25 protein-coding genes are annotated in these 25,305 nt (G+C 63.2%); 14 read left to right on the top strand and 11 right to left on the bottom strand.

Annotated features, from left to right (window positions below; genetic code table 11):
• Positions 1–149 precede the first annotated feature (149 nt).
• From NKH17_RS15765 to NKH17_RS15755, 3 genes are all read left to right on the top strand, one after another.
• The gene (locus NKH17_RS15765) at positions 150–509 is read left to right on the top strand and encodes a septal ring lytic transglycosylase RlpA family protein (RefSeq protein WP_254817962.1); all 360 of its coding nucleotides are present in this window, start codon (positions 150–152) and stop codon (positions 507–509) included.
• Between the two features lie 258 nt (positions 510–767).
• Entirely contained in the window at positions 768–2,045 is a 1,278-nt protein-coding gene (locus NKH17_RS15760; protein WP_352899149.1) for a polyhydroxyalkanoate depolymerase, read from the top strand.
• 215 nt (positions 2,046–2,260) lie between these two features.
• On the top strand, positions 2,261–2,878 hold the full coding sequence (locus NKH17_RS15755) for a transglutaminase-like cysteine peptidase (RefSeq protein WP_352476804.1): 618 nt from the start codon (positions 2,261–2,263) through the stop codon (positions 2,876–2,878).
• Between the two features lie 9 nt (positions 2,879–2,887).
• Here the strand turns inward: NKH17_RS15755 and NKH17_RS15750 are convergent, their stop codons facing one another.
• Genes NKH17_RS15750 through NKH17_RS15735 form a run of 4 tightly spaced genes read right to left on the bottom strand, consistent with a single transcriptional unit; the run spans position 2,888 to position 5,680 of the window.
• Positions 2,888–3,256 (bottom strand): helix-turn-helix domain-containing protein, encoded by a 369-nt coding sequence (locus NKH17_RS15750; protein ID WP_352701169.1) that lies wholly within the window; start codon positions 3,254–3,256, stop codon positions 2,888–2,890.
• A 53-nt stretch (positions 3,257–3,309) separates the two neighbouring features.
• Positions 3,310–3,846, bottom strand: a complete 537-nt coding sequence (locus tag NKH17_RS15745; RefSeq protein ID WP_254817958.1) for a Smr/MutS family protein — start codon at positions 3,844–3,846, stop codon at positions 3,310–3,312.
• A complete protein-coding gene (gene mltA / locus NKH17_RS15740; RefSeq protein ID WP_352899147.1) occupies positions 3,843–4,949 on the bottom strand; it encodes a murein transglycosylase A in 1,107 nt (368 codons plus the stop codon). The genes NKH17_RS15745 and mltA overlap by 4 nt, the downstream gene beginning before the upstream one ends.
• Before the next feature lie 23 nt (positions 4,950–4,972).
• The gene (locus tag NKH17_RS15735) at positions 4,973–5,680 is read right to left on the bottom strand and encodes a Tim44/TimA family putative adaptor protein (RefSeq protein ID WP_352476801.1); all 708 of its coding nucleotides are present in this window, start codon (positions 5,678–5,680) and stop codon (positions 4,973–4,975) included.
• Positions 5,681–5,878: 198 nt separating this feature from the next.
• Between NKH17_RS15735 and NKH17_RS15730 the strand changes: the two genes are divergently transcribed.
• Positions 5,879–6,370, top strand: coding sequence for an FxsA family protein (locus NKH17_RS15730; protein ID WP_352648574.1), 492 nt, complete (start codon positions 5,879–5,881; stop codon positions 6,368–6,370).
• A 113-nt stretch (positions 6,371–6,483) separates the two neighbouring features.
• Positions 6,484–6,984: a protein-export chaperone SecB gene (secB, locus tag NKH17_RS15725; RefSeq protein WP_254817954.1), complete on the top strand. Its 501-nt coding sequence runs from the start codon at positions 6,484–6,486 to the stop codon at positions 6,982–6,984.
• Between the two features lie 91 nt (positions 6,985–7,075).
• Here the strand turns inward: secB and dnaQ are convergent, their stop codons facing one another.
• The 5 genes from dnaQ to NKH17_RS15700 all read right to left on the bottom strand — a co-directional run bounded on the left by dnaQ (position 7,076) and on the right by NKH17_RS15700 (position 10,905).
• Positions 7,076–7,795 carry a DNA polymerase III subunit epsilon gene (dnaQ, locus tag NKH17_RS15720; RefSeq protein ID WP_254817953.1) on the bottom strand — a complete coding sequence of 240 codons (720 nt, stop codon included), beginning with the start codon at positions 7,793–7,795 and terminating at the stop codon, positions 7,076–7,078.
• An 86-nt stretch (positions 7,796–7,881) separates the two neighbouring features.
• Positions 7,882–8,484 carry a dephospho-CoA kinase gene (gene coaE / locus NKH17_RS15715; protein WP_352802965.1) on the bottom strand — a complete coding sequence of 201 codons (603 nt, stop codon included), beginning with the start codon at positions 8,482–8,484 and terminating at the stop codon, positions 7,882–7,884.
• A complete protein-coding gene (locus tag NKH17_RS15710; RefSeq protein ID WP_352899143.1) occupies positions 8,481–9,323 on the bottom strand; it encodes a shikimate dehydrogenase in 843 nt (280 codons plus the stop codon). The genes coaE and NKH17_RS15710 overlap by 4 nt, the downstream gene beginning before the upstream one ends.
• Positions 9,316–9,915, bottom strand: coding sequence for a Maf-like protein (locus tag NKH17_RS15705; RefSeq protein ID WP_352648580.1), 600 nt, complete (start codon positions 9,913–9,915; stop codon positions 9,316–9,318). Before NKH17_RS15705 ends, NKH17_RS15710 begins: the two co-directional genes overlap by 8 nt.
• A gap of 171 nt (positions 9,916–10,086) precedes the next feature.
• Positions 10,087–10,905: a pyruvate, water dikinase regulatory protein gene (locus NKH17_RS15700; protein WP_352899141.1), complete on the bottom strand. Its 819-nt coding sequence runs from the start codon at positions 10,903–10,905 to the stop codon at positions 10,087–10,089.
• Between the two features lie 401 nt (positions 10,906–11,306).
• Between NKH17_RS15700 and hemE the strand changes: the two genes are divergently transcribed.
• From hemE to rho, 3 genes are all read left to right on the top strand, one after another.
• Positions 11,307–12,335 (top strand): uroporphyrinogen decarboxylase, encoded by a 1,029-nt coding sequence (hemE, locus tag NKH17_RS15695; protein WP_352802958.1) that lies wholly within the window; start codon positions 11,307–11,309, stop codon positions 12,333–12,335.
• A 2-nt stretch (positions 12,336–12,337) separates the two neighbouring features.
• Complete coding sequence (gene hemJ, locus NKH17_RS15690) at positions 12,338–12,883, top strand: protoporphyrinogen oxidase HemJ (protein ID WP_502895555.1); 546 nt, start codon at positions 12,338–12,340, stop codon at positions 12,881–12,883.
• Positions 12,884–13,049: 166 nt separating this feature from the next.
• On the top strand, positions 13,050–14,315 hold the full coding sequence (gene rho, locus NKH17_RS15685; RefSeq protein WP_023675925.1) for a transcription termination factor Rho: 1,266 nt from the start codon (positions 13,050–13,052) through the stop codon (positions 14,313–14,315).
• Between the two features lie 178 nt (positions 14,316–14,493).
• Here the strand turns inward: rho and NKH17_RS15680 are convergent, their stop codons facing one another.
• Positions 14,494–16,509 carry a thioredoxin domain-containing protein gene (locus NKH17_RS15680; RefSeq protein ID WP_352899138.1) on the bottom strand — a complete coding sequence of 672 codons (2,016 nt, stop codon included), beginning with the start codon at positions 16,507–16,509 and terminating at the stop codon, positions 14,494–14,496.
• A 59-nt stretch (positions 16,510–16,568) separates the two neighbouring features.
• Between NKH17_RS15680 and mnmE the strand changes: the two genes are divergently transcribed.
• The 5 genes from mnmE to NKH17_RS15655 all read left to right on the top strand — a co-directional run bounded on the left by mnmE (position 16,569) and on the right by NKH17_RS15655 (position 22,402).
• The gene (gene mnmE, locus NKH17_RS15675; protein ID WP_352899136.1) at positions 16,569–17,897 is read left to right on the top strand and encodes a tRNA uridine-5-carboxymethylaminomethyl(34) synthesis GTPase MnmE; all 1,329 of its coding nucleotides are present in this window, start codon (positions 16,569–16,571) and stop codon (positions 17,895–17,897) included.
• A 218-nt stretch (positions 17,898–18,115) separates the two neighbouring features.
• Entirely contained in the window at positions 18,116–19,990 is a 1,875-nt protein-coding gene (mnmG, locus tag NKH17_RS15670) for a tRNA uridine-5-carboxymethylaminomethyl(34) synthesis enzyme MnmG (protein ID WP_352899135.1), read from the top strand.
• Positions 19,987–20,628: a 16S rRNA (guanine(527)-N(7))-methyltransferase RsmG gene (rsmG, locus tag NKH17_RS15665; RefSeq protein WP_352648590.1), complete on the top strand. Its 642-nt coding sequence runs from the start codon at positions 19,987–19,989 to the stop codon at positions 20,626–20,628. The genes mnmG and rsmG overlap by 4 nt, the downstream gene beginning before the upstream one ends.
• 51 nt (positions 20,629–20,679) lie before the next feature.
• Positions 20,680–21,480, top strand: a complete 801-nt coding sequence (locus tag NKH17_RS15660) for a ParA family protein (RefSeq protein ID WP_254817943.1) — start codon at positions 20,680–20,682, stop codon at positions 21,478–21,480.
• Positions 21,481–21,520: 40 nt separating this feature from the next.
• On the top strand, positions 21,521–22,402 hold the full coding sequence (locus tag NKH17_RS15655; RefSeq protein ID WP_352802244.1) for a ParB/RepB/Spo0J family partition protein: 882 nt from the start codon (positions 21,521–21,523) through the stop codon (positions 22,400–22,402).
• Between the two features lie 271 nt (positions 22,403–22,673).
• Here NKH17_RS15655 and holA read toward each other — a convergent pair whose 3' ends face one another.
• Positions 22,674–23,720 carry a DNA polymerase III subunit delta gene (holA, locus tag NKH17_RS15650; protein WP_352899132.1) on the bottom strand — a complete coding sequence of 349 codons (1,047 nt, stop codon included), beginning with the start codon at positions 23,718–23,720 and terminating at the stop codon, positions 22,674–22,676.
• Positions 23,721–24,070: 350 nt separating this feature from the next.
• Here holA and NKH17_RS15645 point away from each other — a divergent pair, with 350 nt between their 5' ends.
• Positions 24,071–25,303, top strand: coding sequence for a 3-methyl-2-oxobutanoate dehydrogenase (2-methylpropanoyl-transferring) subunit alpha (locus NKH17_RS15645; RefSeq protein WP_254817940.1), 1,233 nt, complete (start codon positions 24,071–24,073; stop codon positions 25,301–25,303).
• The last annotated feature ends 2 nt before the right edge of the window (positions 25,304–25,305 follow it).

Below are 25,305 nucleotides of genomic sequence, written 5' to 3'. Positions count from 1 at the left end.
CTGCGCCTCGCTGCAGAAAGTCTCTGACAAATTGTTTCGCGCCGACTCCAAACGTGTAACATTGCCATGGAACCGACAGATCATTGCCGCATTTGCTGCCTTGTTCGGCACCTAACGGCTTGGGTCTGTCAACGGAGCTAACCCCAAGCATGAAGAAAAGCTATCAGGCCGCGCTCGTCGCGGCCACGATTGCGGCCGGCCTGACGGTCGGCGCATCCGCCACCAACGCCGCTGCTCAGTGCGGTCGTGCCTCCTGGTACTCACTGCATTCCAGAACCGCTTCCGGCGAGCGCATGAACCCGTCGGCGCTGACCGCCGCGCATCGCAGCCTGCCGTTCGGCACCAAGCTGAAGGTGACCAATCGCAACAATGGCCGCAGCGTCGTCGTGCGCATCAACGACCGCGGCCCCTTTATCAGGGGCCGGATGCTCGATCTGTCGAAGGGCGCAGCCAGCCAGCTCGGCTTCATCAGTTCGGGCCATACGGCTGTCTGCATGGCACGGGTCTAACGGTCCGGCCGCCACGGCCGGACACCGCCTCCAACGATCTTCCCAATAGCCGTGCCCTTGCCTGGCCTTCGCAGGTGCACATTGAGCCGGCTGTTGCCGTTGAAGGCGGATTCTCAATGCCTTGGACGAAAGAACGAGCATAAATCACGCAAGTTGACGTATTGCATCGCAGCAGATTGTTGCTAACTTCCCCGCAAAGCATTCAAGGCTCGGCGCTGCTCGTCGGCCCTTCGATCGCAGTCGGCAGCGGGGTTCTCGATGTTCTACCAGCTCTACGAACTGAACCACGCCGCCTTGCAGCCGGCGCGCCTCTATGCCGATGCGGTGCGCCTGTTCTACTCCAATCCGCTCAATCCGGTCTCACACACGTCCTGGGGCCGCTCGGTTGCGGCAACGGCCGAACTGTTCGAGCGCACGACGCGCCGCTACGGCAAGCCGCAATTCGGCCTGACCAAGAGCGTGGTCGACTGGAAAAACGTCGAGGTCAGCGAACGCACCGTCTGGTCGCGGCCGTTCTGCAACCTGGTTCGTTTCGAGCGGGCGGTTCCTGCCGGGCGCCGGCCGGACCCGAAGCTGTTGATCGTCGCGCCGATGTCGGGCCACTACGCGACGCTGCTGCGCGGCACGGTGGAGGCGATGCTGCCCTATGCCGACGTGCATATCACCGACTGGGTCGACGCCCGCATGGTGCCGCTGGCCGACGGCAGCTTCGATCTTGACGACTACATCGACTACATCGTCGACATGCTGCATGCGCTGGGTCCCGACACCCATGTGATGGCGGTGTGCCAGCCTTCGGTGCCGGTGCTGGCGGCGGCGGCACTGATGGAAGCCAAGGGTGATCCGTTCGTGCCCTCGACGATGACGCTGATGGGCGGGCCGATCGACACGCGCCGCAATCCGACGGCGGTCAATCTGCTGGCGCAGGAAAAGGGCATCGACTGGTTCCGCGACAATGTCATCATGCGCGCGCCCTGGCCGGTGCCGGGCTTCGGCCGCGAGGTCTATCCCGGCTTCCTGCAGCTTTCGGGTTTCATGAGCATGAACCTCGACCGCCACATCAGCGCCCATAAGGACTTCTTCATGCATCTGGTGAAGCATGACGGCGACAATGCCGAGAAGCACCGCGAGTTCTACGACGAATATCTGGCGGTGATGGATCTGACGGCGGAATTCTACCTGCAGACCGTCGACACCGTGTTTGTCCGCCAGGCCCTGCCCAAGGGCACGATGACGCATCGCGGTATCGCGGTCGACCCTTCGGCGATCCGCAATGTCGCCCTGTTCACGGTCGAGGGCGAGAACGACGACATCTCCGGCCTCGGCCAGACCAAGGCCGCGCACGACCTGTGCATCAACATCCCAGCCGACAGGCACGCCCATTACATGCAGCCTGCGGTCGGCCATTATGGTGTGTTCAACGGCTCGCGCTTCCGTTCCGAAATCGTGCCGCGCATCGTCGACTTCATTAGCAGCTACGGCCGTCAGAACCGCGTGGCGGTGAAGCCGAAACTGGTCCGGACCGGCAAGAAATAGGCGATCGACGATGATGCTGCGCCCGCGACTTCGCATCAGGTCGGAGAACGCTAAAATTACCGGTTGGGAACGGTCTAGTCCATCCGAGCTGTTGCACAATAGTCGCGTTGGCGCCACGCGGGTAACCATGCCGCAAAATCAATCCATCCTCATAATTGACACGGGCTGTAAATACCCCTTAACGTTTCGTTAATAACAAGGGACAAGCGGGGACAATGATTTCCTCACCAATGGCGAGAACGCTGCGCCTGTGCGCGCTGGCCGGACTTACTGTGGCGGCAGGTTGGGCCAGTTCGGCCTCGGCGGCCGGCCCGATGATAACAGGTGGCCCGACCTCGCAGCCGATCGGCCATTATGATTTCTGCAAGAGCTACGCCTCCGAATGCTCGATCCGCCCGAAGGATCTGTCGCCCGCCAGCCTGACCGGCTCGCTGTGGCGCAAGCTGCTCAGCGTCACGGCAAAGGTCAACGCCGCCGTCAAGCCGGAGAGCGACTTCGACATCTACGGCAAGGATGAGGTCTGGGCCTATCCCGACAAGGGCGTTGGCGATTGCGAGGACTATGTCCTGGAAAAGCGCCGTGAGCTGAACCGGCTGGGCGTCTCGTTTGCCGATCTGCTGATGACCGTCGTGCGCAAGCCGGATGGCGAAGGCCACGCGGTGCTGACGGTGCGCACCGACAAGGGCGACTACATCCTTGACAATCTGACCGACCAGGTCCGTCCCTGGGACCAGACCGGCTATCGTTTCCTCAAGCGGCAGGCGATCGACAATACCGGCCGCTGGGTCTCCATCCGCGGCGGCCAGCAGGTTCTGGTCGGCTCGGTCCAGTAACAAGGCAACTCATTTCGGCCGTGCCAGCGCGGCGCGGATCGACGCAATGATTTGGCGAAGCTCGGCTTCGTCGAGCTTTTCAATGTTGTCGGCCAGGAGATTGGCAAGCTCGGTCGCCGCCGGGCTAAGGCCCGACGTGTCGAGCTTGACGCGCGGATGCGAGGTTTCGGCCAGCCGCGCCAGTTCCTCGGCGTCGTCCCAAATGATGTTGAAATAGCCGATGATCTTCTGGATCAGCGTCCAGCTCGGCGCACCGCGGCGGCCGTGTTCCAGCGCCGAGAGATAGGCTGCGCTGACGCCGATCGCCTTGGCCATGTCCTTCTGGCTGACGCCGCGCTCGTTTCGCAGCACGCGAAGCTTTTCGCCGAACGGGGTCACAAGCGCACCTTCATGGATGCATCCTCATAGGTGCGTCCCTCATCGGCATGCCCTCATGAGCGTGCCCGCCGCAGGCGGACATAGAGCGCACCCGAGCCGCCATGTTTGCGGGCGGCATGGTCGTGGCTGGAGACGAGGGGCCGGAAAGCGGGTGTCGACAGCCATGACGGCACGGCGCGCCGCAAGACGCCATCACCGCCCGACGAAGAGCCCTTGCCGGTGATCACCAGGACGTAGCGGATGCCGCCGGCATGCGCCCGGCACAGGAAGGAAAACAGCAGCGAATAGGCTTGGTCCTGGGTCAGGCCATGCAGGTCGACGCGGCCCTCGATCGGCAGCCGGCCCTTCGACAGCTTGTCCAGCGTCGGTTCGTCGAGTGCGTGGGAGACATGCTGCGCCTTCGGCTTTGCGGCCGCGGCAGGATTGCCCGCGCCCTGTGCCGGCGGCGGCGCCTGCCTGGTCTCGTCGATCTCCGGCCCAACGTGTGGAATTTCGACGGCGGTTCTGCCCTTCAGCGGTTTTGCCGTGCGCGCCACCAGGTTCCACAGCACCCGGTCGTCCTCGCTCAGCCTGTCGATGCGCCGGGTCATCGGCCTGCTCCTGAAACCAGCGGCCGGGGGATCAGCGCATAAAAATCGGCGGCGTTGCGGATAACGCCGGCGATCTCGCCGGCCGCATCGCCCGACCCGGCAAACAGATCACCGCGGGCCGGGCCGGTGATCGCCGAACCGGTGTCCTGCGCGATCATCAGCCGCCGGAACGGTTTTCCGTCGAAGGCGGTCAGCGACGGCGCATCGATATGGAAGGGCGTGCCGAACGTGTGCAGCAGCCGGTCGACGGCGATCGAGCGGCCGGGTGTGAGCGGCACCTTGGCGGCAGCAATCGGGCCGAGCTCCCGGTCGTCGACGCCCGTCTCGCGGAAGAAGATATAGGAGCGGTTGCGCCACAGGGTCTCGTCGACGCGCTCCGGATGCGCCTTGAACCAGGCACGGATCGATTGCATCGTCACCTTCTCCGGCGGGATCTCGCCTTCCTCGCTCAGGATCTTGCCCGGTCCGGTAAAGCGCTGGCCGGATTTGGCGGCATAGGTGATGCGGCGAAGCCTGCCATCGGTCATGTTGAGCCGTGCCGCGCCCTGCACGTGAATGAAGAAGGCGTCGACCTTGTCGGCGAGCCAGGCGATTTCCAGCCCTTTTCCGGCAAGCGCGCCGCGTTCGATCTCGCCGCGGTCGAAATATTCGACCGGGCCGTTCGGCGCCGCACGAGCGAAGGCGAGATAAGGATCCAAGCCGGAAGGACGATTGCCGTCGTCGATGTCGACCAGGTCGGCCGGGCGCGCCAGCAACGGCACCGAAAATCGTTCCGTGCGTACCGGCGAGGCTTCGACCTGCGGCTCATAAAAGCCGGTTACCAGGCCCGGACCACCATCTTCGGCATCGATACGGGCCGGAACGAAATGGCGCTCGAAAAAGCTTCGTGCCTGCAACCGATTCGGCGACGAAACGGTACGCGCTTCGGCATAGGCATCGGCAAAGCCATTGTAGTCGACGCCGAGCGCGCCGGAGCGGTAGGGTTTGGTCAGGATATGAAAGGCCGAGCGGCGAAAGGCGTCAAAGGCAGGGAGATGGTCGTCCTCACCCCAGCCCGGCAATTCGCCAAAGGATTTTTCGCGGAAGGCTCGAGAAAGCGACACGACAGCCTCCGCCGCCGTCCAGTTCACTCTTCTTCTTCGGTGGCGACGAGCTTCCAGTTCGGATCGCGCGAGCGCGTGTCGCGGGCGAAGGTCCAGACGTCCTTGACCTCGGCGACGGTCTCGGGATCGCCGTCGATGACAGCGCCGGCCTTGTCGCGGGTCGCCGAAATCAGCTCGCTGACGATGCGCAGCGTGATGTGGGCCTCGCTTCCCTTCATCTCGGCCGAAACGATGTCGGCCTTGTCGATGCCGACGAAGGAGGACTGGATCTTTTCGGCTTTCGCCTCACGGTCGCCGATGGCCGCGACGAAGCCGTCATAGACCTCGCGCGACAAAAGGTTCTTCAAGGTTTTGCGGTCGCCATCGGCGTAGGCCATGACGATCATCTCATAAGCCATCTTTGCGCCGTCGACGAAGGTCTTCGGGTCGAACGTCGGATCATTGTCCTTGATCGCCCGCAGGCCCCGGTTGAGATCGGTGTCGGGCTTGGCAAAGGCATCGATCGCCGCATAGGTGTCGGCCGCCGGCTCTCCTGTCAGGCGCTTGCGCGGCAGCGAAACCACGTTCTCGGGTTTCTGGGCGGCATCCTTGTCGTTTTTGCGCGCTGCCGTATATGGATCGAAGGGTGGGCGCTCGTTTCCCGTGCGTCGGCCAAGCACGTTGCGCAGCTGGAAGAAGATCACCACCGCCGCAATCAGAAAGAAAATCGTGCCGAAGTCGAAGAAGCCCATATCTTGCGCCGATCAATCCCTGCTTTGGCCGGACCAGCGGCCAAGCAGGGGCCGCGATCACATAGCGTTCGGTATCCAAAGCATATAGAACGCATGGCGCAATCATTCAAATCAAAGGCAGCCATACCTATCTAACAGCTCTGGTGCCAGCGGCGATTGCTCGCCGGCCGGCAAAACATCGAAACGATCGGTCAAGATTTGCGTATCTCGCTGTTTCCCCTGTTCATTCTCGCGCTTCCGCTGCTGGAGATAGCTGGTTTCGTGATTGTCGGCCGCCAGATCGGCGCGCTGGCGACGGTCGGGCTGGTGCTGGCCTCGAGCGTCGCCGGCGCCTTGCTCCTTCGACACCAGGGTTTTGGCGTCATGGCCAGGGTACGTGCCGAAATGGACGCCGGGCGTGATCCGAGCGGCCAGCTTGCGCATGGCGCCATGATCGTGCTGGCCGCGATCCTTTTGATCATCCCCGGCTTCATCTCGGATATTTTCGGCATTCTGCTGTTCCTGCCGCCAGTGCGCGATCTTGCCTGGCGGATGCTGAAAGGCCGCATCGTGCTGGCCACCGATTTCAGCAGTGGTTTGCGGGCAAGGCAACGCGGCAAGATCATCGATCTCGACGACGGCGACTATTCGCGTGCCGACAACCATACGCGCGGACCGGATTCTCCCTGGCGCCGCCTCAAGGACGAGTAGCCGCAAAGCAACCAGCGTCTTTTGCAAACTTGTCTTGTCGGGCCGGCCATGATAGCGAACGCCCGAATTTCAATCCGGTCAGCAACGCTGCCCAGGCAAAAGGACCACAGCTTATGGCCAGCAACGACGACGCGCCGACCGGCGCAGCCAACGGTAATGGAAATGCGGCGCAGCCTTCGCTCAACGTGCTTGCGCAATATGTGAAGGACCTGTCCTTCGAAAGCCCCGGTGCACCGAACTCGTTGCGCGGTCGCGACAAGGCTCCCGGCATCGCCATCAACGTCAACGTCAACGCCAACCCGCTTTCGGACAAGCAGTTCGACGTCAATTTGACGCTGAACGCAAAAGCGTCGTTCGACCAGGAAGTGCTGTTCAATGTCGAACTGGTCTATGGCGGCGTCTTCGCCATCAGCGGCTTCCCGCAGGAGCACATGCTGCCGATCCTGTTCATCGAATGCCCGCGGCTGCTGTTCCCGTTCGCGCGGCAGATCATTGCCGAGGCAACACGCAACGGCGGCTTCCCCCCGCTGATGCTGGACCCGATCGATTTCGCGCAGATGTTCCAGCAGAAGCTGGCAGAGGACCAGGCTGCCGCCAAGGTCAAGGTGAGCTGAGCGCGGCTGTCTCGCCAGCGTTTGACAAACCCGGCCTTGCGCCGGGTTTTTTGTTTGAGACGTCGGCGGGACAGCGCTCCGGTCAAAATCACTATGCCGCGGAACTCGCTTCCTGGGCGACGCGCAGCCAGAGCGCCTTTTCGCCCAATGTGCCAACCATGCCCGCGTGCGCGGTGCGCTCGGCGTCGGTCAGGCGCGACGGCAAGGCGATCGGCCTGACGCCGATCGAAATATCGATGTCTTCGACATTCTGCCTGCCGCCCGTCGGAGTCAGGATGCTGTCGAGGATAAGGCTTGCCTGCTTGCCACCGATGAGCTCGATATAGACCTCGGCCAGCAATTCCGAATCGAGCAGCGCGCCGTGCTTGGTGCGGCGGCCGTTGTCGATGCCATAGCGGCGGCAGAGCGCGTCGAGCGAATTGGGGCCCATCGGATGCTTGCGGCGCGCCAGCGCCAGCGTGTCGACGATCCGTCCCGGATCGATGGCCGGATGGCCAAGCCGGCCGAATTCGAGATTGAGGAAGCCGATGTCGAAGCCGGCATTGTGCGCGACCAGTTTGGCGCCGTCGATGAAGGTCAGAAACTCCTCGGCGATCTCCATGAAAGTCGGCTTGCCGACGAGATCGGCGGCGCTGATGCCGTGCACGGCCTGCGCCTCGTGATGGATCTGGCGGCCTTGCGGGTTGATATATTTGTGGAAGGTTCGGCCGGTCGGGAAACGGTTGACCAACTCGACGCCGCCAAGCTCGATGACGCGGTCCTCGCGCGTGTCGAGGCCGGTGGTTTCCGTATCGAAGATGATCTCACGCATCGAATCAGTCCACTGGTGCCGGCATCATTCTAGCCGAATCACACCAGGAACAAAATGGCAACAACTAATGTGGGTCTGCAAGCCTCTTAACCAGGCCTGGCTGCCTTATCCACGACTAGTTCGGCGATGATGGCCTTGACGGCTGCGCGAGCGGCGTCAAAGCCCTGACCGGTGTCGATGACAAAGTCGGCGCGCCGGCGCTTTTCGGCGTCGGGAACCTGCCTGGCCAGGATCGACGCCAGTTTCTCCTCGTTCATGCCCGGACGCGCCAGCACGCGGGCGCGCTGAACTTCAGGCGGCGCGGTGACGACCACGACCTTGTCGACGCGGTTCCCGCCGCCGGTCTCGAACAGCAGCGGTATATCGAGCACGGCAAGCGGCGCGCCGGCGGCACGATTTTCAGCCAGGAACGCATCGGCATCGGCACGGACCAGCGGATGGATGATCGCTTCCAGCCGTTTCAGCGCGGGGGCGTCGCCGAGCACCCGCTCCGCCAGTGCCGCGCGGTCGACTGCACCGGATCTGGTGGTGCCGGGAAAGGCCGCCTCGACCAAGGGCGCGGCCTTGCCGGCATAAAGGCGATGCACAGCCTCGTCGGAATCATGGACCGGCACGCCGGCCTCGGCAAACATCTTGGCCGTGGTCGATTTGCCCATGCCGATCGATCCGGTGAGGCCGAGCACGATCATTTTATCGCGCCGATATCGGCAATAACTATTTGCCGCAGTTCGGCGGTGACTTCTGGCCTGATGCCGAACCAGCGCTCGAAGCCGGGCGCCGCCTGGTGCAGCAGCATGCCGAGCCCATCTACGGTTCTCAGGCCGCGCGCTTTGGCGGCGGCAAGCAGCGGCGTCTCCAGCGGTACGTAGACGATGTCGGTGACGATGGCGCGGTCCGGCAGTCTGCCCGGATCCGCGGACAGGCCTTCATTGCCATGCATGCCGAGCGCTGTCGTGTTGACCAGCAGGCCGGCATCTTCGAGGAATTCGCCGGTCGCCGCCATGCCATGGGCGGAGACGCCGGCACCGAAGCGGTCGCGCAGCTCCTGCGCCCTCGCAAGCGTCCGGTTGACGATGCGGATGTCGTTGATGCCGCGCTGCTTCAGCGCATGGATGACCGCGCGAGCGGCGCCGCCGGCACCGAGCACCACGGCGGGGCCGTTGGCCGCCCAGCCCGGTGCATATTCGTCCAGATTGGCGGCAAAGCCATGGGCATCGGTGTTGCCGCCCCACAATTCGCCATTCTCGAACCACAGCGTATTGACCGCACCGATCTGTTCGGCGTCGGCGTCACGCCGCTCGGCCAAATCGAAGGCGGCTTCCTTGTGCGGGATGGTGACGTTGCCGCCGCGATAGCCTTGTGCCTGCAGCGTCTGCAGGAATTCGGCAAAGGCCTCCGGTGCAACGTCAATGGCCTCGTAGACACCGTCGATGCCGTATTTCGCCAGCCAATGGCCGTGGATCTTCGGAGACCTGGAATGGGCGATCGGGTGGCCGGTGACGAAGGCTTTTTTCGAGGCCTCAGCCATCGATCGCTCCGAACTCACGCAGCTTGGCCAGCACCGGCAAGAGTGGCAGGCCGACAATGGTAAAATAGTCGCCTTCGATTTTTTCGAATAGCTGGATGCCTTCGCCTTCGATCTGGTAGGCGCCGACGCTGGACAACGCCTTGGCGCCGACGCGCGCCAGATGGCGGCCGATGAAGGCCGGATCGAGCTTGCGCATGGTCAGACTGGCGATGCCGACATGCCGCCACAGAACCTGGCCGTCACGGGCGAGCACGACGGCGCTGTTGAGATGATGCGTCTTGCCCGACAGCGCCAGCAGATGACGGCGCGCCCCTTCCATGTCGGCCGGCTTGTGGAACAACTCGTCGCCGAGCGACAGCGTCTGGTCGCAGCCGAGCACCAGGGCGCCGGGCTTGCGCTCGCTGACTTCGGTGGCCTTGGCTTCGGCGAGCACCAGGGCGACGTCCTCCGGCGACACGCCACTATTCTGCAGCGGCGCCTCCAGCGCGCGCTCATCGACAGAAGCCGGAACCGCTTCGACAGTGACGCCGGCATTGACGAGCAGCGCCTTGCGGAACGGGCTGCCCGAGGCAAGGATGATTTTTTCGGCCATTTTTTTCGCCCGTTTCCTGGCGCTCACTAGGGTGTGTCGAGATTCAGGTCAGGCCGAGTCGAGAATGGTGGGTTCCGAGAACCGGAACGGAGCGGACATTTGGGTCCGTGAGTACCGGAAGCGCAGGAAACCGCCGTTCGCAGGCCGGCATCACCTGAATATCGACATGCCCTACCGCGTCTTGCCGCGCAGGGCAACGATGGCCGCCGCTGTCTCCTCGATCGAACGGCGGCTGACGTCGATCATCGGCCAGCCATGCCGCGTGCATATCTGGCGGGCATAGGCAAGCTCTTCGGCGATCGCGGCACGGTCGACATAGTCGGTCGGTTCGTAGGCGCTGGTGCCGAGAATGCGGTTCTGCCGCACCTGCGAGATCCGTTCGGCAGTGGCGACCAGGCCGACGATCAGCGGCCGCGTGGCATTGACCAGGCTTTCGGGCACCGGCACGCCGAGCACGATCGGGATGTTGGCGGTCTTGATGCCGCGATTGGCGAGATAGATGCTGGTCGGCGTCTTCGAGGTGCGGGAGATGCCGACGAGCACGATGTCGGCATCATCCATATTGGCCGGCAGCTGGCCATCATCATGCTCCATGGTGAAGTTGAGCGCGTCGATGCGGCGGAAATATTCGGCGTCCAGCACATGCTGGGCACCGACGCGTCGGCCGGCAGGCGTGCCGAGATAGGACTGGAACACCGTCAGCACCGGTTCCAGCACCGAGACGCAAGGCAGGCCCATGGCCGCGCAGCGTTCGTCAATAACGCGGGCAAGCTTCTGGTCGACCACCGTGTAGAGGATGATGCCTGGCTCCTCTTCGATGTCCTCGAACACCTTCGTCACCTGCTTTTCGGTGCGAATGAGCGGATAGATATGTTCGATGGCGCGCGCATCCTTGTATTGCGCGGAAGCCGCGCGGCCGGCAGCCAGCAGCGTTTCGCCGGTCGCGTCGGAAATCAGGTGAAGATGAAAGAAGCTTTGCGGTTTGTTCACAGGATACATTCCAGGCTGTGGGCCGATGTGGATAAGCCGGGCGGAAAACTCGGCCACCGCAAAGCGACTGTATCAGATGCCGGTTTGTCCACAATTCGATGTGCTGTCGGCTTCTCCGGGCGGTTGGGGACAAGTCCGGGGACGGAGCTTTTTGCCTTCGCTTCATCCACAGGGGCAATTTCCCTGGCGTGGCGGCAACGCATTGACTCCAGTCGTAAATTCGCGGTTTTCCACAAAGTCCTGCAATCCCGCTGGAGAAGCGCGCGACAATATGCTGGCTGGTCTTTTCCAGAGCAAAGCGGGACAGGAGACAACCACCACAACCAACAGACTCTTAGAATCATAAGATTCCTAAACATAGAATATTTAATTATAGGGAAGCCTGGAAAGGCTAGCGCTCAATGCCTCAAGACCGGATCGTGCTGGACGTGTTGAGAGGCAAGACGGTGTTTCCGCCACCGGTCTGGATGATGCGCCAGGCCGGCCGCTATCTGCCGGAATACCGGGAGACGAGGAGGCGGGCCGGATCCTTCCTCGATCTTTGTTACGACCCGGATCTCGCCGTCGAAGTGACGCTGCAGCCGATCGAACGCTTCGGCTTCGATGCATCGATCCTGTTTTCCGACATCCTTGTCGTGCCGCATGCGCTCGGCCGCGACGTGCGCTTCGAGGAAGGACGCGGCCCGCTGCTGACGCCGATCACGGCTGTGGAGATCAAGGCTCTCGACGGCGAAACGTTTCACGTGAATCTCGAGCCGGTCTACGAGACGGTGCGGCGATTGCGCGCCAGACTCCCCGATGAAACGACGCTGATCGGCTTCTGCGGTGCGCCCTGGACAGTGGCGACCTACATGATTGCCGGCCACGGTACGCCCGACCAGGCGCCGGCCAGGCTGTTCGCCTATCGCGAGCCGGCGGCCTTTCTTCGGCTGCTGAAGGTGCTCGCCGATCATTCGGCTGCCTATCTGATCCGCCAGATCGAAGCCGGCGCCGATGTCGTGCAGATCTTCGATTCGTGGTCAGGCGTGCTCGACGAAGCGTCTTTCGAATTGTTCTGCGTCGAGCCGGTGGCCGAGATCGTCCGGCAAGTGAAGGCCGTCCATCCCAATGTTCCGATCATCGGCTTTCCCAAGGGCGCGGGAGATCACTATCGAAGCTATCGCCAGCAGACCGGCGTGACCGGGCTGGGCCTCGACTGGACCGTGCCCTTGTCGACGGCGAAGGAATTGCAGCGCGACGGCGCCGTGCAGGGCAATCTCGATCCGCTGAGGCTCGTAGCCGGCGGCAAGGCGCTTGCCGACGGCGTAGCGGCGATCCTGAAGGCGCTGGGCGACGGACCACTGATCTTCAACCTCGGCCACGGCATCACGCCGGAGACGCCGCTGGCGCATGTCGAGCAGATGGTGAAACTGGTGCGGAGCGCATCGTGACGATGATGGGCGCTGACAATGCGAACAGCACCAACAGCGGTCGAGGGGCGATGCGCCGCGCGGCAATCGCGATCGCCATCTTCCTGGTGCTGGCCGGGCTGCTGTTTTTCTTCGGGCCTGATGATTTCTATCCGTGGGCGAAGGCGATCCATGTGATTGCCGTCATCTCCTGGATGGCGGGCATGCTCTATCTGCCGCGCTTGCTGGTCTATCATGCCGATGCCGAAAAAGGCTCCGACCCGTCGGAGACCTTCAAGGTGATGGAGCGCCGCCTGCTGCGCGGCATCATCAATCCGGCAATGGTGATTACCTGGGCATTCGGCCTGTGGCTCGCCTGGAAAGGCTTTGGTTTTCAGGGCGGCTGGCTACATGCCAAGATCGCTGCGGTGGTTGGTTTGTCGGCCGTGCATGGCTATCTCGCCGGCGCCGTCCGCAAATTTGCCGAAGACCGCAATGAAAAATCGGCAAGGCACTGGCGGATCGTCAATGAGATCCCTACATTGCTGATGATCGTCATCGTCGTCCTGGTTATCGTAAAACCGTTCTGACGTCCTCGGTTGCCCGCAAAAGGCGGCTTGCTCTTTCAACCGACCGACGATAAAAGACGGGTCTTCCTTCCCGTCATGCGCCGCCCATTTATCGCTTCGGCCGCGCCCGGCATTTGTCGCATCCCGCCGATATTTTTCCCAAAGCTTACTCAGAGTCCGTCTAATGATGCAAGAAATGAAGCTCACAGAGTTCAAGAACAAGAAACCACCAGAGCTGATCGCTTATGCGGAATCGCTCGAGGTCGAGAACGCCAGCGTCATGCGCAAGCAGGAGCTGATGTTCGCGATCCTGAAGAGACTGGCGACCCAGGATATCGAGATCATCGGCGACGGCGTCGTCGAAGTGCTGCAGGACGGTTTTGGCTTCCTGCGCTCCGCCAATGCCAACTATTTGCCAGGCCCCGACGATATCTACATTTCACCATCGCAGATTCGGCGGTTCTCACTGAAGACCGGCGATACGGTCGAAGGGCCGATCCGCAGCCCGAAAGAGGGCGAGCGCTATTTTGCGCTGCTCAAGGTCAACACGATCAATTTCGACGACCCTGAAAAAATCCGCCACAAGATCCATTTCGACAATCTGACGCCGCTTTATCCGACCTCGCGGCTGAAGATGGAGATGGAGGTTCCGACCTCCAAGGATATTTCGGCGCGCGTCATCGACCTGGTGGCGCCGCTCGGCAAGGGCCAGCGCGCCCTGATCGTGGCGCAGCCGCGCACCGGCAAGACGGTGCTGTTGCAGAACATCGCCCATTCGATCACTACCAACCACCCGGAATGCTACCTGATCGTGCTTCTGATCGACGAGCGGCCTGAGGAAGTGACCGACATGCAGCGCTCGGTGAAGGGCGAGGTCGTCTCCTCGACCTTCGACGAGCCGGCGGTTCGCCACGTCCAGGTTGCCGAAATGGTCATCGAGAAGGCCAAGCGCCTCGTCGAGCACGGCCGCGACGTCGTCATCCTGCTGGATTCGATCACCCGCCTCGGCCGCGCCTACAACACCGTCGTGCCGTCATCCGGCAAGGTGCTGACCGGCGGTGTCGACGCCAACGCGCTGCAACGGCCGAAGCGCTTCTTCGGTGCTGCCCGCAATATCGAGGAAGGCGGTTCGCTGACCATCATCGCCACCGCGCTGATCGACACCGGCAGCCGCATGGACGAAGTCATCTTCGAAGAGTTCAAGGGCACCGGCAATTCGGAAATCGTGCTCGACCGCAAGGTGGCGGACAAGCGCATCTACCCGGCCATGGACATCCTCAAGTCCGGCACCCGCAAGGAGGACCTTCTGGTTCCGCGCCAGGACCTGCAGAAGATCTTCGTGCTGCGCCGCATCCTGGCGCCGATGGGAACAACCGACGCTATCGAGTTCCTGATCGACAAGCTCAAGCAGACCAAGACCAATGCGGATTTCTTCGATTCGATGAATACGTAGGGTTGCGGGCCTTCCCTTCTCCCTTGTGGGAGCAGCAGGTGGCGAGCGACGCTCGGTCGGATGACGGGTGCTCCAGCTTGGCAACGACGGCACTCCGTCCAACACCCCTCATCCGTCTCGGCGCTGCGCGCCAATCCACCTTCTCCCACAAGGGAGAAGGGACGGAGCGCCAGGCCCATCACCGCCGCAGCATCCGTTCCAGCTCCTCAGCTTCCGTTATCACTGGCAGGCAGACCTGCCCGGTGCAGAGCCAGGCGCCGGGCTTTTCGGTTGGTGGCAGGACGCCGCCTGGCAGCGTCGGCAGGTTTGTCGCCGAGCCGACAGGCATGACGATGTCCACCCGGCGCGGGTCCGGATTTCGATTCGCAACCGGAACAAGCCTTGGATTCTCAGATCTATCCACGATCACCAATTTCAACGGCTCGAACGCCAAGGTACAGGCATTGACTATACCCGCCTGGCCATAGGGCTGGTGCTCGGCCCGCCCGGCGGCATGCTCGGCGGCTGTCCAGGCTTTTTCCCAGAGATCGAGATCGCCGGTCAGCGACGACAATCGGACCAGGGCTTCGATGATCTGGCCGGCAGCGGAAGGAATGGCTTCGTCGACATCGCCGCGGATGCGGATGGGCACATCTGCGCTGTCGGACGCGGTCAGATAGTAGCCGGTCTTGTCGCTGTCCCGGTGCCAAAGATCGAGTTGCTCAATGAAGTTCCCGGCGCGATCGATATAGTCGGGATTGCCGGTCGCCTCGAACAGTGAGATGGCTGCATTGGCCATGGCCGCATAGTCGCTCGACAGCGCGGGAAACAATTTCTTTTCCCCGAGCATGGAATGCGGCAGACGGGCGTCGCGGGCGGCGCCCGCAATGGCGGCAAAGGCCGCTTCCGCCGCTTCGATCCAGTCGGATCGGCCAAGCGATCGTCCGGCCTCGGCAAGGGCTGCGATCGTCAAGCCGTTCCAGTCGGTCAGGGCCTTGCCGTCACGCCCGGGCCGAACGCGCTGTTCCCTCGCTGCCAGCAGCCTTTGCTTGAGCGGAACCAGGAGGTCACGATCGACGACGCTTTGTATTTGCTGGGCTTCGGTTTGGTGGATGATCGGCTTGCCTTCCCAGCCATGCGGATCGGCAAGTGTGAAGTATTTGAAAAACAAGGCTGATTCGTAGCCAAGGACGGTCTCGATTTCATCCCTGCTCCAGGTGTAGAACAACCCCTCCTCGCCCTCGCTATCGGCATCGAGGCTGGCGGCAAAGGCACCGTCCTCGACCCGCATTTCGCGCAACAGCCAGGCAATCGTCTCTTCGATTCGCAGCCGGAATAATTCCTTGCCGGTTGACGCATAGGCCCAGTTGCACAAGCGGATGAGCTGGGCATTGTCGTAGAGCATTTTTTCGAAATGCGGCACCAGCCATTCGGCGTCGGTCGAGTAGCGGCTGAGGCCGCCGCCAATATGGTCGTAGATGCCGCCGGCCAGCATCTTTTCGAGGCTGAGGAGAACGGCGTCGCGGTGGGATGCGGTGCCGTCGCGCAGCCAGGACAACCAGAGGCTCTGCATGAACGGCGCGTTGGGGAATTTCGGCGCGCCGCGCAGGCCCCCCAGCTCGCGGTCGATCATACCGTCAATGCCGTTGGCGAACTTTGCCAGCATGCCGCGGTCGAGCACGGCCTTGGCATGGCTGCCCGCCAGCCGCGTCTCGACATGCGTGCTCAAGCCGTCGGCACTTTGGTTAACGCTTTCTTTCTTCTCCCGCCAAGCCTTGTCAACCGCCTCCAGCACCTGGACGAAGCCCGGCCGGCCGTAGCGGGCCTCGCGCGGAAAGTAAGTGCCGCCCCAGAACGGCTTGCCGTCCGGGGTCAGGAACATGGTCAGCGGCCAGCCGCCTTGCTCGCCCATCGAGGACAATGCCGCCATATAGATCTGGTCGATGTCGGGGCGCTCCTCGCGGTCGACCTTGATATTGACGAAGAGACGGTTCATGACGGCGGCGACGTCGTCGTTCTCGAAGCTCTCATGCGCCATGACGTGGCACCAATGGCACGCAGCGTAGCCGACAGAGAGCAGGATCGGACGCTCGAGCGCCTTTGCTTCGGCCAGAGCGGCGGGCGACCACGGCCGCCAGTGCACCGGATTGCCGCTGTGCTGCTGCAGATAGGGGCTGGCCTCTTCGGCAAGCAGGTTTTGTGCAGGCAAGGTCACGGCGCTACTCGATGGCGGATTGAACAGGCATAGCTAGGGCGCTTCGGCAGAGCGGGCAAATGATTTTGAAAGACTCCATCGTAGCGCTGTCGAGCGGGCGCCTCCCGGCCGGCATTGCGGTGATCCGGCTTTCCGGCCCGCAGAGTCGATTCGTTGTCGAAACGATTTCCGGATCGACCGTGCCGAACCGCGTGGCCAGCTATCGCAAGCTCCGGGCGCGCGACGGATCGGTGCTGGACAGCGGCCTGGTCGTCTTCTTTGCGGGGCCCGACAGTTTCACCGGCGAGGACGTCGCCGAGTTCCACGTGCATGGCGGACGCGCCGTCGTGGCGAGGATGCTGGAAACGATCGCCGGCTTCGATGGCGTCAGGCATGCCGAGCCTGGCGAATTCACCCGCCGCGCCTTTCTCAACGGCAAGCTCGATCTGGTCGAGACCGAGGCGCTGGCCGATCTCATCAACGCCGAGACCGAAGCGCAGCGGCGCTTTGCCGTTCACAACGCTCAGGGCGTGCAGAGCGAACTCTATCTGGGCTGGCGCCGACGGCTGATCCACGCTCGGGCGATGATCGAGGCCGAGATCGATTTTGCCGACGAGGACGACGTGCCGGGTTCGGTCGCCGATACGGTCTGGTCCGATGTTCAGGCCATGATCGACGAAATCGAGCGCCATGTCGCCGGCTTTCGTGCCGCCGAAATCATCCGCGACGGATTCGAAGTCGTGATCCTTGGCGCGCCGAATGCCGGCAAGTCCAGCCTGTTCAACGCTTTGGCGCGGCGCGAAGCGGCCATCGTCACCGACGAGCCCGGCACGACCCGCGACCTGCTAGAAGTGGTGCTGGACCTGGAAGGGGTGCGGGTCAGGGTAACCGACACCGCCGGTCTGCGCGAGGCGCCCGGCAAGATCGAGGCGATTGGCATAGAGAAGGCCAGGACCAAGGCGCACAGCGCTGATCTGCTGCTGCTGCTGGAGGATCTGGCGGAGCCAGTCGCGATCGGTATGCGGCCGGGCGACATGCCGGCGCTGAGGGTCGGAACAAAAATTGACCTGTTGGGGGGCAAGTCACCCTCGCCCGCGGCGCACTATGATTTCGCCATCTCGACGCGGGACGGCACGGGTCTGGCCGAATTGCTGGACGAGATCGGGCGTCGTGCCGCAGCGCAGATCGGCAAGGCCGGCGATATCCTACCGTCGCGGCTGCGGCACGTCGAGTTGCTCAACGAGACGAAACGCTTCCTGGTCGCAGCAGTGGCCAGTGGTCATCGCGGGCAGGAGCTACGGGCCGAGGAACTGCGCCTGGCAGCGGATCGGCTTGGACGAATCGTCGGGGCGGTCGATGTCGAGGATATGCTGGACGTTATCTTTTCGCAGTTCTGTATCGGCAAATGACTCACGTGAAACATTGCAAGCAACGGTGGCGGAAGGCGAGCGACGGCGCTCCTTCGCCGTCCCGCCGATGTTCTGCGCCACCGAAGGGACCAATGCCGTGACTCACGTGAAACACCAGGCGCCGATACCGCTACATTGTTTCACGTGAAACGAGCAGTGTTCTTGACAGCATGTGGCTGTGGGCACATGTGTCGGCAGATTTGAATCGGAATATACAAATGACCAATCGCTACGATGTGGTTGTGGTGGGCGGCGGCCATGCTGGGTGCGAGGCTGCAAGCGCCGCCGCGCGGGCTGGCGCCAGAACGGCGCTGGTGACGCTGCGCTTCGACACGATCGGCGTGATGTCCTGCAATCCGGCGATTGGCGGCCTCGGCAAGGGCCATCTGGTTCGCGAGATTGATGCCATGGACGGGTTGATGGGGCGCGTCGCCGATGCGGCCGGCATCCAGTTCCGGCTGCTCAACCGCCGCAAAGGGCCGGCGGTGCGTGGTCCGCGGACGCAAGCCGACAGAAAGCTCTATCGTCTTGCCATGCAGGCGGCAATCCGCCAGCAGGCCCGGCTCGAGGTCATCGAAGGCGAGGTTCTCGATTTTGAAATCGACGACAGACGCATCGCGGCGGTGCTGCTGGCGGATGGACGCCGGCTCGCCTGCGGCGCCGTGGTGCTGACGACCGGCACTTTCTTGCGCGGGCTGATCCATATCGGCGAGAAGAAGATCGTCGCCGGCCGCATGAACGAGCAGGCGAGCGTCGGCCTGTCGGCGACGATGAGCCGCGCCGGCTTTAACCTCGGGCGGCTGAAGACCGGCACGCCGCCGCGGCTGGACGGCAGGACGATCGATTGGGCGTCGCTGGAGAGCCAGGCGGCGGACGAAGACCCCGTGCCGTTCTCGCTGCTCACCGCGCGCATCGAAAACCCGCAGATCCACTGCGGCATCACCCGAACGACCCACGCCACGCATGAGCTGATTCGCACCAATCTCGGCCGCTCGGCGATGTATTCGGGGTCGATCGAAGGCATCGGGCCGCGCTACTGCCCGTCGATCGAAGACAAGATCGTCAAATTCGGCGATCGCGAGGGCCACCAGATCTTTCTGGAGCCGGAAGGGCTGGACGACGACACGGTCTACCCGAACGGCATTTCGACCTCGCTGCCGGAAGATGTGCAACTGGATATTCTAAAGACCATTCCAGGGCTGGAGCGGGCAACCATGCTGCAGCCGGGCTATGCCATCGAATATGACCATGTCGACCCGCGCGAGCTCAAGCCAACGCTGGAGACGAAGCGGATCGGCGGGCTTTTCCTCGCCGGCCAGATCAACGGCACTACCGGCTACGAGGAGGCCGGCGCGCAAGGACTGCTCGCCGGCCTCAACGCGGCGCGGAAGGCCTCGGCGAGCGATGAAATCGTGCTCAGCCGCACCGAAGCCTATATCGGGGTGATGGTCGACGATTTGACCAGCCGCGGCATCGCCGAACCCTACCGCATGTTCACCTCGCGCGCCGAGTTCCGGCTATCGCTGCGAGCCGACAACGCTGATGAGCGGCTGACGCCGCTGGCGATGAGACTGGGGATCGCCTCGCCGGAGCGGATGCAGCGGTTCAACAATGTCGTGCAAGACCTTGAGAAGGCGCGACAGCTCGCCCTCGGCATCACCATGACTCCAAATGAGGCGGCGCGCCTTGGGCTCGAAATCAACCGGGACGGCGTCCGTCGCTCGGCCTATGAGTTGCTGGCCTATCCCGGCGTCGACATCGCCTGGCTGGCGCGGATCGAACCGGCTTTCGCGGCGATCGACAGCAAAACGGCCGAACGTCTTGAAACGGAAGCTAAATATTCTGTCTATCTCGACCGCCAGCAGGCAGACGTCTCGCAGATCAGGCATGAGGAGAGCCGGCTGATTCCCGAATCGCTCGACTTTGCCTCTGTTCCCGGCCTGTCCAATGAGTTGAAGCAGAAGATGTTGGCACGCCAGCCGCGCTCGATTGCCGATGCGCAGCGTATGGAGGGCATGACGCCGGCGGCGCTGGCAATCATCGTCGCCCATGTGCGCAATGCCGAGGCGGCTGCGCGAAAGCAGGTCGCGTGAGCGCTGCGTCCTGGGCAAACCTGCAGGCGGCAGCGGGCCCAGTTTCACGTGAAACATTCGATCGCCTGGTCGCGTTCGAGGCCGTCTTCCAGAAATGGAATCGTCGGATCAATCTGGCCGCGCAATCGACGCAGGACGATATCTGGCGCCGCCACATCCTCGACAGCGCGCAGCTGGCGCGAATCAAACCAGAGGCGAAGCGCTGGGTCGATCTCGGCTCCGGCGGCGGGTTTCCCGGCCTAGTGCTGGCATTTTTGCTTGCCGAGCGGGAAGGCGCCAGCATCGATCTTGTTGAAAGCAACCGGAAAAAAGCATCGTTCCTGCAAACGGTGGTCGGACAGTTCAATCTGCCCGCCAAGGTCATCGCGCGCCGCATCGACGATAGCTATCCTCTTGTTCCTGCACCGCAAATCGTCACAGCCAGGGCACTCACATCGCTGCCCGACTTGCTGGACCTGGCCGCGCCGTGGCTGACCAAGGGGTCGCATGGCCTGTTTCACAAAGGCCGGGATTACCGCGCCGAAGTGGCAGAAAGCACTCAACGATGGTCTTTCGATCTGGTAGAACATGCCAGTGCAACCGACGCGCAGGGCGTCATTCTCGAAGTATCCGACTTGCGACCGCACCCTGGCTTGTGACCGGCGACCCCCAATGAATCTCTGGCCCAAATGAATTTCTGGCATAGACCCATGATGAAGAACGGCCCCCGAATCATCACCGTCGCCAACCAGAAGGGCGGCGTCGGCAAGACGACGACGGCCATCAACCTGGCCACCGCACTGGCGGCCATAGGCGAACAGGTGCTGATCGTCGACCTCGACCCGCAGGGCAACGCCAGCACCGGGCTCGGCATCGACCGGCGCGACCGCACGGTCTCCTCCTATGATGTGCTGACCGGCGAACTGGACCTCGAAGCGGCGGCAATCCCGACGGCGGTGCCTGGCCTGTCGATCGTGCCGTCGACGCTCGACCTGCTCGGCATCGAGATGGAAATCGCCTCGGCGCCGGATCGGGTGCTGCGGCTGCGCAACGCGTTGCGGGCCTCGGCCGCGCGCTCGGCCAATTTCGGCTATGTGCTGATCGATTGCCCGCCCTCGCTCAACCTGCTGACACTGAATTCGATGGCTGCGGCAGATTCGGTGCTGGTGCCGCTGCAGTGCGAGTTTTTCGCGCTGGAGGGCCTGAGCCAGCTTTTGGAGACGGTCGAGCAGGTGCGCCGTTCGATCAACCCCGACCTCACGATCCAGGGCATCGTGCTAACCATGTTTGACGGGCGCAACAATCTTGCCAACCAGGTGGTGCAGGATGTCCGGGCGCATATGGGCGACAAGGTCTATGAGACCGTCATTCCGCGCAATGTCCGCGTTTCCGAGGCACCGTCCTATGGCAAGCCGGCGATTCTCTACGACCTCAAATGCTCGGGCAGCCAGGCCTATCTGCAGCTTGCTTCGGAAGTGATCCGCCGCGAGCGCAAATTGCGGGCCGCCTGAACGATAAGCCGATTCGACACCGAAACGATCTGGACGGACGATGAACGAAGACCCTTCGAGAAAAAGACTGGGACGGGGACTGGCGGCGCTGATCGGGGAAATCGATCGCCCGGCGGCTCCGGAAAAGCCCGGGCTGGCGGCCGACGGCAAGGTGCCGATCGAGTTCCTCAGCCCCAACCCGAAGAACCCGCGCCGGCATTTTGGCGACGCCGACCTGACCGACCTCGCCCAGTCGATCCGCGAACATGGCGTGGTGCAGCCGGTGGTGGCGCGGCCGTCGAAAACCCAACCGGGCCGCTACGAGATCATCGCCGGCGAGCGTCGTTGGCGTGCGGCGCAACGCGCCGGGCTGACCGAAATCCCGATCATCGTACGCGACGTCAACGACCGCACGGCGCTCGAGTTGGCGATCATCGAAAACGTCCAGCGCACCGACCTCAACCCGGTCGAGGAAGCGTTGGGCTACCAGCAGTTGATCGACGACCACGGCTATACCCAGGCCGATCTCGGCCAGGTGATCGGCAAGAGCCGCAGCCATGTCGCCAACACGTTGAGACTGCTCAAGCTGCCCGACGTCATCCGCGACATGCTGGTCGACGGCGCGCTCTCGGCCGGCCACGCCCGCACCCTGGTGACGGCCGACGACCCGGCCGGGCTCGCCAAGCGGATCATCGATGAAGGGCTTTCGGTGCGCCAGGCCGAGGCGCTGGCGCAAATGCCGGTCGGCGCGCCGGCGGCAAAGCGCCAGCCCGCAGCGCCGCCGCAAAAGGATGCCGACACGCTGGCACTGGAAAAATTGATGACCAATACGATCGGCATGATCGTCACGATCGAGCACAACCAGCGCGGCGGCGTGATCAGCGTCGCTTACCGGACGCTGGAGCAGCTTGACGAGCTTTGCCGAAGGCTGAAGCGGGAGTAGGTAGGCTGCTAAAGGATCGCGATATTTGCCGGCAAATGAAGTCGATTAAGCGAGTCAATAAAGGCCAGCCATTGCGTCGGCCTTTTTCTCGTTGAGGTTGGCGAAATCGCTGAAGCCGTCAATCTCCCCCCTTGAGGGGGAGATGGCCGGCAGGCCACAGGGGTCGTCTCACATCAAGCGCTCACGTCGTCTGTCGTCGCGGAAGGCGCTGGTGCTTTACGCTCGCCGACCCCCTCTGTCGCCTTCGGCGACATCTCCTCGAGGAGGGAGATCAGGCTAGCTGCGCCAGCCTTGCGCTCTCCACGGCAATGCCGAGCAGGGCCTGGCGTGCCAGCGCGACCGACAGATCCGGCCGCCGGCGTGTCTGCAGGACCGCCGTCTGCAGGCGGTTGAGTGCGCGGCCGAGCGCTTCGCTGCTCCAGCGTTCGAGGGCTTTCTCCACCAGCTTGCGCCGCGAGAAAAAAACCGGCGGGCGCGCCGCGGCAACGACCGAAGCGGCATTGCGGCCGCCGGCGTCCATCTGGCCGCGCATCGCCTGGATCGTCTGCAGCTGCCGCATCGCCGATGAAAGCACCAGGAAGGGCTGGCCGCCGGACTGGCAATGGCGGGTAAAGGCGGTGTCGAAGTCGGCGATCCTGCCTTCGAGCAGAGCGTCGACCGCCGCATCGAAGGAGAGGCCTGAGACGTCGCCAGAAGTCGCCTTGACGTCATCAAGGCCGATTTCGCCCTGGCCATGCGCATAAAGCACAAGCTTTTCGATCTCGCCGCGCGAGGCCAGCCGGTCGCCGCCGAGATTGCGGCGCAGCGCCTGCCGGGCCTCCAGCGTCATCGACATGCCGGCCTTGCGCAGTTCGTCGTCGATGACCGTGTCGATATCCCTGGCTTCATCGGCATAGCAAGGCAATGCCATGGCATTATCCGCCGCCTCCACCACGGCGCGCAGGCCGACGCCCTTCTTCAGGTCGCCGGCCTCGATAAGGATGATGGCGTCCCGCGCGGGCTCCGACGTCAGCGCCTTGACGTCGTCGGCAAGCGCCTTCTGGGCGCCGGCATTGCGCACCCATAGCAGGCGCCGCTCCGAAAACATCGGCACGGTGCGGGCCTCGTCGAGCAGGCGGCCCTCGTCGCGGTCGACTTCCGATCCGTCCAGCCTGACCACTGAGAACGGATCGTCAAGTGGCAGGCCGGTCTTGCCGGCAAAGGCCTTTGCCCGCTCGGCAACCAGCCCGCGATCGGGACCGTAAAGCAGCACGATCGAGACGCGCGGATCCGGCTTCGCGAGCCATGCATCGACTTCGTATGCTTTCTTCTGTGCCATGGGCCCTGATTAGCATGAGGCGGGCGCAGGGTGAACGGAGGGTTGGCGGGATTGTATCGCGACGCCTATGGGCCTGCGCCCCCCTCTATCCTGCCGGACAGAGGGGGGCGCGAAGGAACTCGACAGAGGGATCTTGCCAGCAGGAATCCCTTCTCATGCGCCAGATCAGGCCGGACCATTCGCCAAATTGCGCATGGCGGAGGAAGATCGACAAGAAATTTCGCGGACATATCTTCATCTTGACGAGTGCTGACCGACGCGGTCGTTGGCCCGAAGCCGCGCCCGACGAATTGGCACTGGTCCGGCGGTGTGCAACTATCCTGGCCGGGCAACAGTGGAGGACCGAGATCATGGCCGATGCCGGAATGTTGCGCTTCCATGTTCCGGAACCGGAAGTGCGGCCGGGCGGGACGCCGGATTTCTCCAATGTGAGCATTCCAAAAGCTGGCTCGGTGCCGCGCCCGAAGATCGACGTCGACCCGCGCGACATCCGCGATCTGGCCTTCTCGATCATCCGCGTGCTCAACCGCGCTGGCGAGGCGGTCGGGCCGTGGGCAGGGCTGCTTTCGGACGACGAGTTGCTGGAGGGGCTGCGCCATATGATGACGCTGCGCAGCTTCGATGCGCGCATGCAGATGGCGCAGCGCCAGGGCAAGACCTCTTTCTACATGCAGCATCTCGGCGAAGAGGCAGTGAGCTGCGCCTTCCGCAAGGCGCTGTCGCGGGGCGACATGAATTTTCCGACCTATCGGCAGGCCGGCCTGCTCATCGCCGACGGCTACCCGATGGTCACGATGATGAACCAGATCTATTCGAACGAAGCCGATCCGCTGAAAGGGCGGCAATTGCCGATCATGTATTCGTCGAAGGAGCACGGCTTCTTCTCGATCTCCGGCAATCTGGCGACGCAGTACATCCAGGCAGTCGGCTGGGCGATGGCCTCGGCAATCAGCAACGATTCAAAGATCGCCGCCGCCTGGATCGGCGACGGCTCGACCGCCGAGTCCGACTTCCATTCGGCGCTGGTGTTCGCCTCGACCTACAAGGCCCCGGTCGTGCTTAACGTCGTCAACAACCAGTGGGCGATTTCGACCTTCCAGGGCATCGCCCGCGGCGGCTCCGGTACTTTTGCCGCCCGTGGCCTCGGCTTCGGCATCCCGTCACTGCGCGTCGACGGCAACGACTATCTCGCCGTCCATGCGGTGGCCAAATGGGCGGCGGAACGGGCGCGCAGCAATCTCGGCCCGACGCTGGTCGAATACGTCACTTACCGCGTCGGCGCGCATTCGAGCTCCGACGACCCGTCGGCCTACAGGCCGAAGGCCGAGTCCGACGCCTGGCCGCTCGGCGACCCGATCGTCAGGCTGAAGAACCACCTCATCCAGCGCGGCGTCTGGTCTGACGAACGCCACGCCCAGGCCGAGGCGGAAATCCTCGACACGGTGATTTCAGCGCAGCGGGAGGCCGAGCGCCACGGCACGCTGCATGCCGGCGGCAAGCCTTCGGCGCGCGATATGTTCGAGGGCGTCTATGCCGAGATGCCGCCGCATCTCAGGCGCCAGCGCCAACAGGCCGGGGTCTGACC

It is taken from the genome of Mesorhizobium sp. M1334, from assembly GCF_040317995.1.
Taxonomy (GTDB): domain Bacteria; phylum Pseudomonadota; class Alphaproteobacteria; order Rhizobiales; family Rhizobiaceae; genus Mesorhizobium.
This window is presented reverse-complemented; position numbering and strand designations above follow the sequence as displayed.